The organism is Catenuloplanes indicus (assembly GCF_030813715.1).
GTDB classification, from domain to species: Bacteria; Actinomycetota; Actinomycetes; order Mycobacteriales; family Micromonosporaceae; genus Catenuloplanes; species Catenuloplanes indicus.
Genome location: NZ_JAUSUZ010000001.1, coordinates 4,942,249 through 4,957,981, shown reverse-complemented (window position 1 = coordinate 4,957,981; position 15,733 = coordinate 4,942,249). Strand labels below are relative to the sequence as shown.

The 15,733-nt window shown below is 72.0% G+C and carries 14 protein-coding genes; 1 reads left to right on the top strand and 13 read right to left on the bottom strand.

Annotation, left to right across the window (positions count from 1 at the left end; translation table 11 throughout):
- Window positions 1-52: 52 nt before the first annotated feature.
- Window positions 53-544 (top strand): MarR family winged helix-turn-helix transcriptional regulator, encoded by a 492-nt coding sequence (locus tag J2S42_RS22275; RefSeq protein ID WP_307242069.1) that lies wholly within the window; start codon window positions 53-55, stop codon window positions 542-544.
- Window positions 545-817: 273 nt separating this feature from the next.
- Here J2S42_RS22275 and J2S42_RS22270 read toward each other — a convergent pair whose 3' ends face one another.
- The 13 genes from J2S42_RS22270 to J2S42_RS22210 all read right to left on the bottom strand — a co-directional run bounded on the left by J2S42_RS22270 (window position 818) and on the right by J2S42_RS22210 (window position 15,687).
- Window positions 818-3,277, bottom strand: coding sequence for an ATP-binding protein (locus tag J2S42_RS22270; protein ID WP_307242067.1), 2,460 nt, complete (start codon window positions 3,275-3,277; stop codon window positions 818-820).
- A gap of 80 nt (window positions 3,278-3,357) precedes the next feature.
- The gene (locus tag J2S42_RS22265) at window positions 3,358-4,497 is read right to left on the bottom strand and encodes an acyl-CoA dehydrogenase family protein (protein ID WP_307242065.1); all 1,140 of its coding nucleotides are present in this window, start codon (window positions 4,495-4,497) and stop codon (window positions 3,358-3,360) included.
- A 13-nt stretch (window positions 4,498-4,510) separates the two neighbouring features.
- The gene (locus tag J2S42_RS22260) at window positions 4,511-6,010 is read right to left on the bottom strand and encodes an acyl-CoA carboxylase subunit beta (protein ID WP_370879421.1); all 1,500 of its coding nucleotides are present in this window, start codon (window positions 6,008-6,010) and stop codon (window positions 4,511-4,513) included.
- 147 nt (window positions 6,011-6,157) lie between these two features.
- Window positions 6,158-7,471 carry a hypothetical protein gene (locus tag J2S42_RS22255; protein ID WP_307242061.1) on the bottom strand — a complete coding sequence of 438 codons (1,314 nt, stop codon included), beginning with the start codon at window positions 7,469-7,471 and terminating at the stop codon, window positions 6,158-6,160.
- Between the two features lie 198 nt (window positions 7,472-7,669).
- On the bottom strand, window positions 7,670-8,635 hold the full coding sequence (locus tag J2S42_RS22250; protein WP_307242059.1) for a hypothetical protein: 966 nt from the start codon (window positions 8,633-8,635) through the stop codon (window positions 7,670-7,672).
- A gap of 192 nt (window positions 8,636-8,827) precedes the next feature.
- A complete protein-coding gene (locus J2S42_RS22245; protein ID WP_307242057.1) occupies window positions 8,828-9,712 on the bottom strand; it encodes a hydroxymethylglutaryl-CoA lyase in 885 nt (294 codons plus the stop codon).
- Window positions 9,713-9,715: 3 nt separating this feature from the next.
- Window positions 9,716-11,047: an acetyl-CoA carboxylase biotin carboxylase subunit gene (locus J2S42_RS22240; protein ID WP_307242056.1), complete on the bottom strand. Its 1,332-nt coding sequence runs from the start codon at window positions 11,045-11,047 to the stop codon at window positions 9,716-9,718.
- A gap of 20 nt (window positions 11,048-11,067) precedes the next feature.
- Entirely contained in the window at window positions 11,068-11,676 is a 609-nt protein-coding gene (locus J2S42_RS22235; RefSeq protein ID WP_307242054.1) for a TetR/AcrR family transcriptional regulator, read from the bottom strand.
- Window positions 11,677-11,719: 43 nt separating this feature from the next.
- Entirely contained in the window at window positions 11,720-12,268 is a 549-nt protein-coding gene (locus J2S42_RS22230) for a VanZ family protein (protein WP_307242053.1), read from the bottom strand.
- Window positions 12,265-13,146: a sulfurtransferase gene (locus J2S42_RS22225; protein ID WP_307242051.1), complete on the bottom strand. Its 882-nt coding sequence runs from the start codon at window positions 13,144-13,146 to the stop codon at window positions 12,265-12,267. Before J2S42_RS22225 ends, J2S42_RS22230 begins: the two co-directional genes overlap by 4 nt.
- 10 nt (window positions 13,147-13,156) lie before the next feature.
- Window positions 13,157-13,933 carry an SGNH/GDSL hydrolase family protein gene (locus tag J2S42_RS22220; protein WP_307242050.1) on the bottom strand — a complete coding sequence of 259 codons (777 nt, stop codon included), beginning with the start codon at window positions 13,931-13,933 and terminating at the stop codon, window positions 13,157-13,159.
- Between the two features lie 150 nt (window positions 13,934-14,083).
- On the bottom strand, window positions 14,084-15,193 hold the full coding sequence (locus tag J2S42_RS22215; protein WP_307242048.1) for a TolB-like translocation protein: 1,110 nt from the start codon (window positions 15,191-15,193) through the stop codon (window positions 14,084-14,086).
- Window positions 15,190-15,687, bottom strand: coding sequence for a SigE family RNA polymerase sigma factor (locus tag J2S42_RS22210; protein WP_307242046.1), 498 nt, complete (start codon window positions 15,685-15,687; stop codon window positions 15,190-15,192). The genes J2S42_RS22215 and J2S42_RS22210 overlap by 4 nt, the downstream gene beginning before the upstream one ends.
- Window positions 15,688-15,733 lie beyond the last annotated feature (46 nt).

The window sequence follows — 15,733 nt, the reverse complement described above, 5'->3', positions numbered from 1 at the left end:
CAACTATATGCTGCGCAGTATTCCGCGTGTCAAGCTTTGCTAAAGTTGAGCAGTGACTCCGAACCTGTTCGACGACCCGCGCATCACCGCGATCGGCTTGTTCTCCGAGGTTCACTCGGGTCTGACCAACCGGTTCGCCGCCCAGTTCGACCAGCACGACCTCTCCGCCGTCGAGTTCGAAGTGCTGATGCGCCTGGCTCGATCACCCCGTCGCGAGCTGCGGATGACCGACCTGGCATCGCAGACCTCGCTCTCCACCAGCGGCGTCACCCGGGTCGTCGACCGGATGGAGCGGGACGGTCTGCTCTGCCGTCGCGCCTGCCCCACCGACCGGCGCAGCTCCTACGCGGTGCTCACCGACGCCGGGCTGACCCGGATCGAGGAGACGCTGCCCGGTCACCTCGCGCTGATCGACGAGTTCTTCACCGGCCTGCTCGACGCCGGCCAGCTGAAGGATCTGCTCAGCACACTGCGCGTGATCCGGGACGCGGCGAATCCCGGGGCGATGGTGGGCACTACGGACACTTCCCAATCCGGAGAGTAGTCATCCGTGCGTGATCCGGGTGGGTAACCGGCAGAACAAGAGGCAGAAGAGACCACCTCAAGCGGCATTGCCGTCCAAACGGACAAAAGACCTCGGGTGATCGGTTAGATTTCCCGCGCACGGGGACGCACACCGGGGGGTGTTTACGCACGGAGGTCGGGGGGCCTCTGCGGGGTTTCCGTCGCGTCGCGCGTGCACGGGGGTGCGCGCCTGCCGGCGCCGGCCGCTCACCAGCGGCCGGCGCCGGTTTCCTTCAGGCGCCCGGGTGCTGGCTCAGAAGCCTGCGCCGCTGCGCTCCCGCTCGGCCGGAAGCAGCGTGATGCCGCCGAGCTTGCACACCTCGGCCAGCCGGGCCAGCACGGACGCGCGCTGCTGCGCGTCCTCCGTGCTCGCCGCCAGTCCGACCAGCGCCTCCGCCACGTCGCGCAGATCGTGACCGCCCGTGTGCGAGTCCGCCGCGGCCGTGAACCACTCCACGGCCAGTTCCCGCTCGCCGCGACCGGACGCCAGGTACGCCTCGATCATCGCGATCTGTCCCTCGGTCACGGCCGGCCGCCGCTCGTCCGGGTCGTCCGGCACGCCGGCCGGCTCGCGCAGCTCGGTCAGAATCTGGCCGGCCGTCTCCGCGTCACCGGCCTGCGCGGCCGCGATCCCGATCGTGCCGAGCAGCCGCCGCCGGTGGCCGGGATCGCCCTGCCGCTCCAGTACCTCGGTCGCGCGATGGCCGAGCGCCTGTGCCTCCGCGTACCGGCCGCCGAGCCGGCTCACCTCGGCCAGGTTCGCCATCGCAAGCGCCCGCAGCCGGTCGTCGCCCTGCTGCGCGGCCAGCCGGTCCACCGCGGCCAGCCGGCGCCGGGCCGCGCGCAGGTCGCCGCTCCGGACCTCGTGCCAGGTCAGGTTGTTCTGCGCGACCGTCATGTCGCGCGGGCGGTCCGTCCGGGTGGCGAGCGCGAGCGCGGCCTCGCCGTGCCGGCGGGCCTCGTCGTACCCCCCGTTGGTCATCCACAGCGCGCACAGCAGGTTGCGGGCCGCGAGCTCACCGGCCACGTCGCCGCGGCGCTGGAACTCGGCCAGCGCATCGGTCACGGCCGGCAGTTCCTCCGCACCCGCGCCGTGCTCCAGCGCGAGCCGGCCCAGCCCGACCTGCGCCCACGCCCGGATCCGAGGGTCCGCGTCACCGGTGCGCGGGTCCGCGAGCAGGCGGCGCAACCAGTGCCGGCCGACCACGTCCCGCCCGCGGAACCGCCACCACCGGGGTAACGCGGCGGCGAGGCGCAGCGCGGTGTGCGGGTCGTCGTTCGCGGCGTGGGCCAGTGCGGCCCACAGGTCGCCGGACACCTCGTCCAGCCGGCCGACGCCGCCGCTCAGGTCGTGCCCGGCCAGCTGCGGGGCGGTGCGTTCGGCCAGCCGGGCGAGGACGGCCGCGTGCCGGGTGCGGATCGCGGTGGCCTCGCCGCGCGCGACGGCCCGCTCCTCCGCGAGGTCGCGGACCACGTCGACCAGCCGGAACCGGAACGGACCGGCGCCGCGCACGCCGAGCAGGCCCAACTCCAGCAGCCGGTCCAGCAGCGGCAGCGGGTCGGCCGGCTCGTCGTCGTCGTCGGACAGGATCGCCGCAGCCAGGCGCACCGACCAGCGGTTGCGGAACGCGGCGAGCCGGCGCAGGCCCGCGCGTTCGGCCGGTTCCAGCAGCCGGTAGCTGGCGGCGGCCGCATCACGCAGCGTGACGTCCACGGACGGGCGGCTGCCGGGCCGGCCGGACAGGTCGAGCACGCGGTCTCCGTACCGTTGCAGGATCTCGTCGATGTCGAGCAGCCTGCCGCGCGCGGCCGCCAGTTCCAGCGCGAGCGGCAGCCCACCGAGCCGGCGCAGCAGCGCGCCGAGCGCGACCGACTCCTCGTCCGTGATCGGGTCGCGGCGCACCTGCCGGAGCCGGGCCAGGAACAGCGCGGCCGCGGGGTAGGCGGTGATGTCCGGCGCGTCCGGTGGCGGCGTCTCCAGCGGGCCGACCGGCCAGACGTGCTCGCCGGGCAGCCCGATCGGGTGCCGGCCGGTGGCCAGCACGCGCAGGTTGGGCGCGGACTCGATCAGCCAGTGCAGCGCCTCCGCGACCGCGTCCGGTGCGCGCTCGACGCCGTCGATCATCACGAACGTGCGTTCGCCGCGCAGCCGGGCGCGCAGGTCGGCCGCGCGGGCCACGCCGAGCACCGCGGCCAGCTGGGCCAGCACGTCGCTGCCGCTGGACAGCTCGGTGATCACGGTGCCGGCCGTGCCGCCGGGGTGCGCACCGGCGACGCGTTCCGCGACCGCGAGGCCGAGGCTGGTCTTGCCGACCCCGGCCAGCCCGACCAACGTCACCACGCCGGGCGGTCCGGACGTGGTGAGCAGCTCCGCCACGTCCGCGACCTCGGTGTCCCGGCCGATCAGCTCGATCGGCGGTGGCAGGCCGTTGCGCGGCGGCGCCGGCTGGCCGGGTACGGCGGGACGGCCACGCGCGGCCGCGAGGAACTCGGCGCGGTCCCGGCCGGAGAGCGAGAGCGCGGTGGCGATCAGCTCCACCGTGGTGCGCTGCGGCCGGGACGCCCGCCCCCGCTCCAGGTCACGGACCGTGCGAACGCCGATGCCGGCCGCGGCGGCCAGGTCTGCCTGCGTCATGCCCGCGGTGGCCCGTCGTGCCCGCAGCAGACCGGCGAAGCCGATTCCATGCTGGTCAGAGCCATGATCCACGGTCATGGCGGAAGACTACGGGCGCCTATCACACGCCGGAAGTCGATCGTCAGCGGACCGACCGGCCGACCGCCGATAACCGACAGTCAAATGCCGAGGTCACGAGCGATGATCATGCGCTGGACCTCCGACGTACCCTCGCCGATCTCCAGGATCTTGGAGTCGCGCCAGAATCGGGCCACCGGCGTCTCGTTGATGAAGCCGTATCCGCCGTGGATCTGGGTGGCCTCGCGCGCGTTGGTCACCGCGGCCTCGCTGGCGTGCAGTTTCGCGATCGCGGCCGCGCGCTTGAAGTCCGCACCGGCGATCAGTCGCGCGGCCGCGTCGTGATAGGCCAGGCGGGAGGTGTGCGTCCGTACCTCCATGTCGGAGATCTTGAACTTGATCGCCTGGAAGTCGCCGATCGGGTGGCCGAACGCGTGTCGCCCGCGTGCGTAGGCCAGCGACTCGTCCACGCAGCCCTGGGACAGGCCGGTGGCCAGCGCCGCGATCGCGATCCGGCCCTCGTCGAGGATGCGCAGGAACTGGGCGAAGCCACGGCCGCGCGTGCCGAGCAGGTTCGCCGCGGGGACGCGCACGTCCTCCAGGATCAGCTCGTGCGTGTCCGACGCGCACCAGCCGACCTTGGAGTAGCCGGGCAGCACGGTCAGGCCGGGCGTGCCGCTCGGCACGATGATCGCGGAGATCTCCTTGGACCCGTCCGGGTTCGTGCCGGTCACCGCGGTGACCGTGACCAGCGACGTGATGTCCGTGCCGGAGTTGGTGATGAAGCACTTGCCGCCGTTGATCACCCACTCGTCGCCGTCCAGCACCGCGCGCGTGACGGTGCCGCCCGCGTCCGAGCCCGCGCCCGGCTCGGTCAGCCCGAACGCGGCCAGCCGCTCGCCGCTGACCAGGTCCGGCAGCCAGCGGGTGCGCTGCTCGTCGGTGCCGAACCGGTAGATCGGCATCGCGCCGAGCGAGATCGCGGCCTCCAGCGTGATCGCCACGCTGGAGTCGACCCGGGCCAGCTCCTCCAGCGCCAGGCAGAGCGCCAGATAGTCGCCACCCATGCCACCCGCGTCCTCCGGGAACGGCAGGCCGAACAGGCCCATCGCGCCCATCCGGCGGACGATTTCGTACGGGAACGCGTGCTTCTCGTAGAACTCGCCGATGACCGGCGCGACCACCTCACGGGCGAAGTCGCGCACGCTCGCGCGCAGGGCCTCGTGTTCCTCGCTGAGCATGCGGATCTCCCTTCTAGACGGGCGTCACACCGTGCCGGCGGCGGGCGAACGAGCGGTCCTTGCCGTCCGCGGCCGCGTACCGCGCGATCAGCTCGGCGCGCAGCTCGGCCGGGGGCACGATGGTGTCCACGACCAGCTCACCCGCGAGGCGCGCGATGTCGATGTCCCGCTCGTACTCCGCGCGGCGGGCGGCGACGAACGCGTCCCGCTCGGCCTCGTCCCCGATCGCGGCGATCTTGTTGGCGTAGACCGCGTTCACCGCGGCCTCCGCGCCCATCACCGCGATCTTGGCGGTAGGCAGTGCGATCGTGGCGTCCGGGTCAAAACCGGGGCCGGCCATCGCGTACAGGCCGGCGCCGTACGCCTTGCGGACCACCACGCAGATCTTCGGCACCGTGGCCTCGGAAACCGCACTGATCATCTTGGCGCCGTGCCGGATGATGCCCTGCTTCTCGACCGCGGTGCCGACCATGAAGCCGGGCACGTCCGCGAGGAAGAGCAGCGGCACGTTGAACGCGTCGCAGAGCTGCACGAACCGGGCCGCCTTGTCCGCGGAGTCGACGAACAGCACGCCGCCCTTGAACATCGAGTTGTTGCCGAGGACCCCGACGGTACGGCCGTTCAGCCGGCCGAACCCGACGGTCAGCTCGCGCGCCCACAGTGCCTGGATCTCCAGGAACGAGTCGCGGTCGAGCAGGCCTTTCACGAACCGGCGCATGTCGAACGCCTGCCGCTCGCTGGCCGGGACCAGCCCGCCGAGGTCGACCGCGGGCGCGTCGGCCGGGTCGGCGACGGGTGGCTGCCGCGTCCAGTTGTCCGGCAGGTAGGAGAGGTAGCGGCGGACCACGTCCAGCGCCTCCACCTCGGACTTGCACAGGAAATGGCCGACGCCGGACTCCGCACAGTGGACGCGCGCGCCGCCCATCTCCTCCAGCGTGGTCTGCTCACCGGTGACCATGCGGACCATCCGGTCGGAGCCGAGGTACATGCTGGCGTTGCCGTCCACCATCGCGACCACGTCGCAGAACGCCGGGATGTAGGCGCCACCGGCCGCGGACGGGCCGAACAGCGCGCAGACCTGCGGGATCGCGCCGGACGCGCGGACCTGGGTGTGGAAGATCTTGCCAGCGCCGCGCCGGCCGGGGAACAGGTCGACCTGGTCGGTGATCCGAGCCCCGGCGGAGTCGACCAGGTAGATCATCGGCTGGCCGCGCTCGTACGCCCGCTCGATGATTCTGATGATCTTCTCGACCGTGCGGGCGCCCCAGGAGCCGGCCTTGACCGTGGAGTCGTTCGCCATCAGGCAGATCGGGCGGCCGGCGACGGTGGCGGTGCCGGTGATCACGCCGTCCGCCGGAAGGCCGTCGGCCAGTGCGTTGGCGTAGCGCCCGTCCTCGGTGAACGAGCCCTCGTCGACCAGGTGCGCGATGCGCTCGCGTGCGAAGAGCTTGCCCTTCGCGGCGTTGGCGGCGTGGTACTTCTCGGCGCCACCCGCCTCGGCGCGCTTGCGCATCTCCGCCAGGGTCGCCTCGTCGAGCGTCACCGGACCTCCCCGCACCGTCGCTTAACGATCGTTAGGGTATCCCAGCTCCGGTGCGCGCGCCAGGGAAAAGCCCCCGCGCGAAGACCGCGCGGGGGCTTTCCGGTGTTACGTGGTGCGTCAGCCCAGCAGGCCGGAGAGCAGGTTCTGCACCGGCAGGCCGTTGCCCAGGCTGTTGTTGCCGCCCTTGGTCAGGCCGCTGACGACCGGGAGCTCCAGCGACTCGGCCGAGTGACGACCGGCGGCCGCGTCCGCACCGTCGCCGTAGGCGTCCGGGCTGACACCGTCGTAGTCGCCGGACGGGTCGCCGCTGCCGTCGTCGACCGGCTCCTCGTCGACCGGCTCCTCGTCCACCGGCTCCTCGTCCACCGGCTCCTCGTCCACGGGCTCCTCGTCCACCGGCTCCTCGTCGGTGGGCTCCTCGTCGTCACCCGGGTAGTGCGAGTCCGGCTGCTCCGGGGAGACGCCGTTGCCCTCGTCGCCGCCGTTGGAGCACTGCGCGGCGGCCTCGCCGTCGCCCAGCACACCGGCCGCGATGCCGCAGATGTTGATCGGCACGTTGACCGGCACCGCGACCTGGAGGTTGTTCAGCGCGCCGTCGACGTCGCCGGAGCCGCCACCCTGGTGGATACCGGCCTCGCCCCAGTGGGAGCCCTCGTTCTTGCAGTCGGCGGCGGCCTCGCCGTCGCCGAGCAGCCCGACCGCGACGCCGCACAGGTTGATCGGCACGTCGACCGGAACCGCGACGCTGGCGTTGTTCAGAACGCCGTCGACGTCGCCGCCGGAGGTGTTCTGCATGATCGCAGCGCCCTCGGCACCGCCGTGGCCGTGCCCGCCGTTGCTCAGCTTGGCCGCCGACTTGGCGTCACCGACCGCGATGCCGCCGACGTTCACCGGCACGTGGATCGGCGCGACGACCGACAGGTTGTTGCCGATGCCGTCGACGTCGTGGCCGCCCGCACTCTTGCCCTGGCCGCCGCCGTGCCGCTTGGTCCCGCGCTCGGTGATCGCGGACTCGGTCTCGGCGCTGCCGCCGTTCTTGCCCACGCCCTCGGCGGACGCGTCGCCCAGGATGCCCGCGGCAACGCCGATGACGTTGACCGGCACCTGGATCGGCGCAGCGACCTGGAGGTTGTTGCCGATGCCGTCGACGTCGCCGCCACCCGAACCCTGGGTGATGGAGTGCTCCGGCAGCTCGTTGGAGCACTCGGACGCGGCGTAGCCGTCGCCGAGCACGCCGGCCGCGACGCTGCACAGGTTGATCGGGATGTCGATCGGCGCGGCGATCGACGCGTTGTTCAGGATGCCGTCGGTGTCACCGTCGGACGTCGAGGCCTGCTGGATGTCGGCCGCCTGGGCGGCGGTCGGCGCGAGCAGCAGCGCGCCCGCGGTCAGCACGCCGACGCTCAGAGTCTTGCGAACCCAAGTCTTCATGGGAAGGCAATAACCTTTCGAAATAAGAAAAGAGAATGTCTCTTGCGGAATTTCGCTATTAGGTTGTGGTGCCGAATCCGTAGTCCGGCGGGCGAACGAACGCCTTGCCGGGCGCGGCGGTGCCCTGGACCTTTGTGCTGTTTCCCCTGGTAATGGTCGGGAGAGCCGACCGGCACCGATACGCCGGCGGAACGATCCCTAATCCGGAGAAATGGTCGGGGCCTCGGCGTCGCGCCGGGGCACCACGACATCGGCCGGGGCGGTAGGCCGGGACGCGGCCCCCATCGTGCCCATGACCGCGGCGGAGCTGACGGCGGACGAGCCACCGTCGGTGTGCACTACCGACCCGCCGGTCGGTGCTCCCGTCGTACCGCCCGATGTGCCCTTGACGGGGCCGATCGGCAGCGGCGCGGCGGGAGGCTGCTCCGGGGCACCCGTCCGGGCGCCTCGGAGCGGGAGCGGCTCGGCGGGCGCCGAGCGCGCGGCCCGCCCGGGCTCCGAGTCGAGCCGCATGCCGGTCACGACCGCCGCCGCCGGCACCCGGGTGGGCGCGGTGCTCGCGGCGGTGACACCCGTGAGCGGGGTGACCGGAGTAGGAACCACCACGTCCGGGAACGCGGTGACGGAGTCGATCCCGGGACCGCCGGGATCCGGGTCCGATCCGTCCTGGCCCGCCGGACCGGCCGATGCGGCGGCCGGGTGCCGGAGGGCGGGGTTCGTGGAGCCGGCCGGTCCGCCGATGAGGCAGATCGATGCGACGGGCTCCCGCTCGGCACCGTCGCCGGTGACGAGCGTGCGTAGCGTGTGCGCCGGAGCGTTCGGCTCCGCCGGCTGGCGTGCCGGCATCGCCGTGTCGGTCCGGGCGGAGATGCCGTTGCCGAGGAGGTGGTCCATCGGCAGCGCCGCAGGCGTCAGAAGCTCACCGACCAGCGAGGGTGCTCGCTCCTCGACCACCCCGGTGCCGAGGTCGTTGACGAGGGAGAGCACGCCCGGACCGCGGTGCGCGGCCTCGGTAGGCGTCTCAGGCTCTGCGGCGTGGGCGGCAGCGGCGGAGAGCAGCCAGGCCGCCCCCGCGATGCCACTGATCACGAGCGTGCGCAGGACCGGCCGGCGTCCCCGGCGATCCGCCACCACCTGGTTGACTGATCGCAGGACCGCGGACACGCCAAAGGGCGGGACGGCGGTCGCGGGCACGGTCGTGCATGACGCACGTCCCGCCCGTTGCTCCGCCATTGGTCCGCCCCTCGTCCGTCGGCACGTCGTTCGGCGGGCGCTTCATCCACGCAAATTGGACGAAACGCTCTCACCGAATTAGGTAACGAAGCGGATAAGGGCGGGATACGCAACGAATCGGATTTACTGCGACACCAATCGGGAGCGCGGGCCGGCGCGCAAGACGCCGGACGGCAGCTCCCGTCCGGTGATCTGCTCGGCCAGTGCCGCGGCCTCCAGAAGTTTCTCCAGGTCGATGCCGGTGTCGATGCCCATGTCGTGCAGCATGTGGACAACTTCCTCGGTGGCCACGTTGCCGGAGGCGCCCGGCGCGTACGGGCAGCCGCCCAGACCACCCACGCTCGCGTCGAACTCGGTCACGCCCAACTCCAGCGCTGTCAGGATGTTCGCCAGGCCGGTGCCGCGCGTGTCGTGGAAGTGCAGCAGCAGCGGGATCCGCCCGACCGCGGCCAGCAGGTCCCGTACCCGGCGAGGGGTTGCCATGCCGGTGGTGTCGCCGAACGCGATCCGGTCCGCGCCGTCACCGAGCACCCGCTCCACGATGCCGGCCACCCGGGCGGGCGCGATGTCCCCCTCGTACGGGCAGCCGAAGCTGGTCGCCACGATCACCTCCACCGTGGCACCGGCCGCGTGCACGGTCGCGATCAGCTCGGTCAGGCCGGCGAGCGACTCCTCGGTGGACCGGTTGAGGTTGCGCCGGTTGTGCGTGTCACTGGCCGACACCACCACCTCGAGCTCGGTGAAGCCGGCGGCCAGCGCGCGCTCGGCGCCGCGCGGATTCGGCACCAGCGCGGAGTAGCGCACGCCGTGGGCCTTGCGTGCTCGTGTCCACACCTCGTCCGCGTCGGCCATCTGCGGGATCGCCTTCGGGTGCACGAAGGACACCGCCTCGATCCGCCGCACGCCGGTGGCGGAGAGCGCGTCCAGCAGCCGGACCTTGGCGTCGGTGGGCACCGGCTCCTCGTTCTGCAGCCCGTCGCGCGGGCCGACCTCGCGGATCGAGACCATCGGCTACCGTCCCCTCATCCGGCCCACAATGCCGGTGTCGTAGTCGCCGGACCGGAACTCCTCGTTCTCCAGCAGCTCGGCGAAGAACGGCAGGTTCGACTTCGGCCCGGCGATCTCGAACCCGGCGACCGCGTCGCGCGCGCGGGCCAGCGCCTGCTCCCGGTCCGCGCCGAAGACGATCAGTTTGGCCATCAACGAGTCGTAGAAGCGCGGGACCGTGGTGCCCTCGGCGTACCCGGAGTCCACCCGGACGCCCTCGCCGGACGGCTCGGCCCAGGTGGTGACCACGCCGGGGCCGGGCAGGAAGCGCTTCGGGTCCTCCGCGTTGACGCGCAGCTCGATCGCGTGGCCGTTCAGGTGCAGGCCGGTGAACACCGGCGGCAGCCCGGACGCCACCCGCAACTGCTCCTCGACCAGGTCCACACCCCAGACCAGCTCCGTGACCGGGTGCTCGACCTGCAGCCGGGTGTTCATCTCCAGGAAGAAGAACTCGCCGCTGGCCGGGTCGAGCAGGCACTCCACGGTGCCGGCGTTGCGGTAGCCGACGGCCTCACCGGCCCGGACCGCGGCGGCCAGCAGGCGCTCGCGGAGCTCGGGCGTGACCGCCGGGGACGGCGCCTCCTCAGCGACCTTCTGGTTGCGGCGCTGCACCGAGCACTCGCGCTCGCCGAGCGCGACCACCCGGCCGTCCGCCAGACCGAGGATCTGCACCTCCACGTGCCGTACCCGGGGGAAGTAGCGTTCCAGCAGCACGGAGCCGTCACCGAACATGCGCTCCGCGAACGCGCGGACCTTGTCGAACTCGGCGCGCAGCGCGGTCTCGTCCGCCGCGACCGCCATGCCCATGCCGCCGCCGCCCGCTGCAGCTTTGATCATCACCGGGTAGTCGATGCCCGCGGCCAGCGCGGACTCGACGTCCGCGACCGGCTCGCGGGTGCCGGGCGCCACCGGCACCCCGGCCGCCTCCATCAGATTCCGCGCCCGGATCTTGTCGCCCATCGCGGCGATCGCGTCCGCGCCCGGACCGACCCAGATCAAACCCTGGCCCGCGACGGTACGGGCGAACTCCGCGTTCTCCGAGAGAAAGCCGTAACCCGGGTGGATCGCCTGCGCGCCCGTCGACTTCGCCGCCGCGAGGATCGCCTCGGCGTTGCGGTAGCTCAGCGCCGGATCGGCCGGCCCGATGCAGACCGCCTCGTCCGCCTCACGCACGAACGGCAGGTCCGCGTCCACGTCGGAGTGCACCGCGACGGTACGCACACCGAGGCGGCGCGCGGTGCGAAGGATCCGGCGGGCGATCTCGCCCCGGTTCGCGATGAGCAACGACTCGATCATGCGGGAGCGCCCTTCTGGAGTTATCCGGCGTACACCAGTGCGGAGAGCGTCGCGGCGCGCAGCAGGGTGGCCCGGCGCTCGCGCTCGACCTCGCCGCCGAGGAACGGCGTGGAGTTCATCAGGCCGAACGCGGCGTGTGCCATCACCCGCGCCTCGGCCGCGCTCAGTTCGGGGCGCAGCACGGTCAGTACCTGCACCCACTCCTCCACGTAGAGGCGCTGCAACCGGCGGATCTGCCGGCGCGGTTCCTCCGGCAGGCGGTCCAGCTCGTGCAGGTGCAGCGCGATCACGGCCGGGTTGGCCAGCGCGAACTCGACGTGGAAGGCGATCAGCGACTCGATCGCGGCGCGCGGGTCGCCCTCGTGCTGGGTGACGCGCTCCCGGCCGCCGGCCAGCAGGCGCTCGCTGACCGGTATCAGCGCCGCGACCAGCATCGCCTCCTTGCCCTTGAAGTGGTGGTAGAGCGCGGGGCCGGTGACACCGGCGGCCGAGCCGATGTCGTCCATGGAGACGCCGTGATAACCGCGGGACGCGAAGAGCCGGACGGCGATGCCGAGGATCTCGTCCTTACGGGAGCGCTTCTTCGTGCTCTGTCCCGGAACGCTCGGGGTCTGCTGGTCCACCGTCACCCGCTCAGCCTATCCCGCTGTCAAGCAAAAGCTGAACGATCGTTCAAGCAGTGGGAGCGTAATCACGCGCGATGATGGGTTCCCACCAGCGGCGGGACAGTAACGCGGCCAGTGCGGCGCCGGTCGCGTTCACCAGGACGTCGTCGATCGAGGCGACACGCCCCAGGTCCAGCGCGAACTGCAGCGTCTCCACGGTGGCGGAGGCGAGCGCGCCGAGCAGCAGCACCCGGCCGACGCCGCGCAGCGCCGGCCAGCGGATCGGCGCGAGCGCACCCAGCCCCGCGAAGACCAGCAGGTTGCCGCCCACCTGGTAGCCGAGGAAGACCAGCCCCTCCGCGGCCTGGTTCGGCAGGTCGGTGAACGGAACCAGGAAGACCTGACCCGGCGCGTCCAGCGGGGTCAGGATCATCCACACCCAGGGAACCGTGGTGGCCAGCATGCCGATCTCGGCCGCGCTGTGCCGCCACGCGACCTCCCGCGGCCGGCCACGCCGCATGCGCAGCGCGGCCAGCCCGGCGGCGATCAGCACCGCCACCGGCACCAGCGCGAACGCGATCAGGACGACGTGACCCCACTCGCGCCAGACGCTCAACGCGGATCCGGGCCCTTCACGATCGGCGCGCGGACCAGGTTGCCCCACTCGGTCCACGAGCCGTCGTAGTTGCGCACGGCCGGCAGCCCGAGCAGGTGCCGCAGCACGAACCAGGTGTGGCTGGACCGCTCGCCGATCCGGCAGTAGGCGATCACGTCGTCCGCGCCGGTGAGGTCCGCGTAGATCTCGCGTAGCTCGGTGGCCGGCTTGAAGGTGCCGTCCTCACGGGCCGCCTGCTTCCACGGCCGGTTCACCGCGCCCGGGATGTGCCCGCCGCGCAGCGCACCCTCCTGCGGGTAGTCCGGCATATGCGTCAGCTCGCCGCTGTACTCCCCCGGCGAGCGCACGTCGACCAGCGGCCGGCCGGCGGTCGCGTGCGCCTCGACCTCTTCGCGGAACGCCCGGATCGGCGCGTCGTCGCGGGCCGGTACCGGGTAGTCGGCGCGCGGGCGGGTGGTGCGCTCGCGGGTCAGTTCCCGGCCCTCCGCCGCCCACTTCTGCCGGCCGCCGTCGAGCAGCCGCACGTCCGCGTGGCCGAAGAGCGTGAAGACCCAGAGCGCGTACGCCGCCCACCAGTTGAAGTTGTCGCCGTAGAACACGATCGTGTCGTCACGGCCGATGCCCTTCGCCGCACACAGTTCCGCGAACCGCTCCGCGGTCAGGTAGTCCCGGGTCACCGGATCGTTCAGCTCGGTGTGCCAGTCGACCTTCACCGCGCCCGGGATGTGGCCGGTGTCGTAGAGCAGCACGTCCTCGTCCGACTCGACCACGACCAGGCCGGGATCGTGCAGGTGCTCCGCCAGCCAGTCGGTGGTCACCAGGCGCTCGGGATGCGCGTAGTCCTGCAGGTGCGGTGCGGGATCCGTGGATGCGGGCATGGCACCTAAGTTACGCGTCCTCCCGGACCATCGGTGCCAGCGAGGGTCGTTTCGCGGTGATCAGGTCGCCGGAGGAACGGCCGGTCAGCCGCCGCTTCACCCACGGCGCCAGGTAGCGGCCGGCCCAGCGCAGGTCCGCGCCGCGTGCCAGCAGCCACGGCGACGGCGCCGGGTGCGGCGGGACCAGCATCCAGTCCCCGTCCACGGCCACGCCGAGCGCGTTCAGCACGTGCGCGGCGGTCCGGCGGTGGCCGGCCTCGGACAGGTGCAGCCGGTCGATGCTCCACAGCAGCGGGTTGCGGAACTCGTCGTCCGCGAACAGGTCGATCAGGTAGGCGCCGGTCTGCGCCGCGGTCTCGCCGACGCGCGCGTTCATGTAGGCGACGCGCGGGCCCATCACACGCTGGCCGGGCAGCCGCAGCGTCACGTCCGCGAACCGGAACACGATCGCGTCGGCGCCGGTCGCGCGGATCCGGGTGATCGAGTCGTGGAAGCTGTCGCAGACCGCGGCCGGCTCGCACCGTGGGCGCAGGATGTCGTTTCCACCGGCCGCGAAGCTGACCAGGTCGGGTTGCATCGCCAGCGCGGCCGGCAGCTGGTCCGCGGTCACCGAGGGCAGCAGCCGGCCCCGGATCGCCAGGTTCGCGTAGCGGAAGTCCGGGCCGGCCTCGGCCGCGAGCCGGGTGGCGACCAGATCGGCCCAGCCGCGGAACGTGCCGTCCGGGTACGGGTCGTCCATACCCTCCGAGAAGCTGTCCCCGACGGCCACGAAGTTGCGCCAGCGCATACCTGTCCCCCACTAGGTAGTTGCAGTCCCCAGGCATTTTGCCGACTCCCATTACCGGCCGGTAGGCCCGCGATAGGTGAGCTTCAAAACAACAAACCCGCCGCGCGTACGTACCCGGCGGCGGGTTTGTGTGTTGTTGTGTTGGCCCGGTCAAGGGGTGACCAGGCGTAACAGAACCCAGTCGCGTACCTCCGCGGGTTCGTCGGCCCGGCTGATCAGCCGGCCGTCCGGCGCGACGAGCGTGAGCCATGACCGGTCGCCCTCGGTGAAGCGAGCCACCAGATCACCGGCCGGCGTGAAGAAGAGCTGGTGCGCACCCAGGCGGCCGGTCTCGATGCCGAACGGCAACGTCTCGCCGGTCCTGGTGTCGATCACGTGATTGGCCTCCAGCGTGCGCGGCGGCACGGCATTGCGCTCGTCATCGTTGTCGATCAGGCGGGCGGTGATCCGGCTACCGTCCGGCGAGACACTGCTGATCTCAAAGTCCAGCCGGTTCGCGGAGAGGTCCGGAACCATCCTGGTCTCGCCGGTACGCAGGTTCCGCACGTAGGTGTCGAAGATCCCGAGCCGCGGACTGGTGGTGTAGGCCGCCCAGTCGCCATTGAGGTGCACGTCGCAGGCGCCCCGGAGTTTCTCGTCGACGAGCGGCGTGAACGCTCCTCCGTCGGCCGCGAACCAGCCGGTCTCCACGGCGTTCCGCGTGGGCTGCGACGTCGCCGCCAGCAGCCGGGTCGAGTCGGACGCCCACTCCGGCCCGAAACAGCCGCCACTGATCCGGAAGTCTCCGTCCTGCCGGTTCAGCACGACCATGTCGTTGTCGCCGAGCCGGCTCAGGTGCAGGCCGGCGGCCGAGATCCAGGACAGGTAGGTGCCGTCCGGCGAGACGGTCAGCGACTCACGGAGATCGTCGCCGCCGTACCGGCCGACCGGGTGGTCCCGGAAATGCAGTGTCCGCACGCCACCGCCGTCCCAGACCGCCATGTTCCCGAAGCCTTCGAGATTGGCGATGTAGACCGCGGACGTCGCGCCGGCCGGCGGCAGTGTCCGCGTCGTGGCGATCTCCGGCAGAGCGCGGTCGTCGCGGTGCAGGGCGAAACCGGCGGACGTGATGCCGATGACCGCCACGGTGCCGGCCGCGACCAGCGCCAGCCGGATGCGCGCGATCCGGCGGGACGTGCGTACCGCGCGGTCGCGCAGGTCTTTGTATTCGACCTCATCGGCAAGGCCGGCCAGGTCGGTACGGAGTCGGTCGAGGTTCATGCCGGGCTCCCGTCGAGGTCGGTCGCGGTGCGCAGCTTGGCCAGCGCCTTCGCGGTCTGGCTCTTCACGGTGCCGACCGTGACGCCGAGCAGCTGTGCGGTCTCCACCTCGGTCCGGTCCTCGAAAAACCGCAGCACGATCACCGCGCGCTGCCGGGGCGGCAACGTCAGCAGCGCGGCCCGCAGCGTCATCCGCAGCGCGAGGTCGGCCCCGGGCCTGCCCGTGCGCTCCGGCAGCGCGTCGAGCGGCACCTCGGCCACCCGGCGGCGCCGCCACCAGGAGACCTGCAGGTGATACATGGTCTTCCGGGTGTACGCCTCCGCGTTGCCGGTCCGGTCAAGCCGCTGCCACGCGCGGTGCGTCCGGGCCAGTGCGGACTGCACGAGGTCCTCGGCCAGGTGCTGATCCCCGGTGAGCAGGTAGGCCGCGCGCAGCAACGCGGGCGTGCGGCCTCGGACGAAGTCGTCAAAGCCCGGTGACGGCGGGTCGGCCACCGGCGTCCTCCTGACGGCAGCTGAGGGGATCATGTCAGCCCAGACG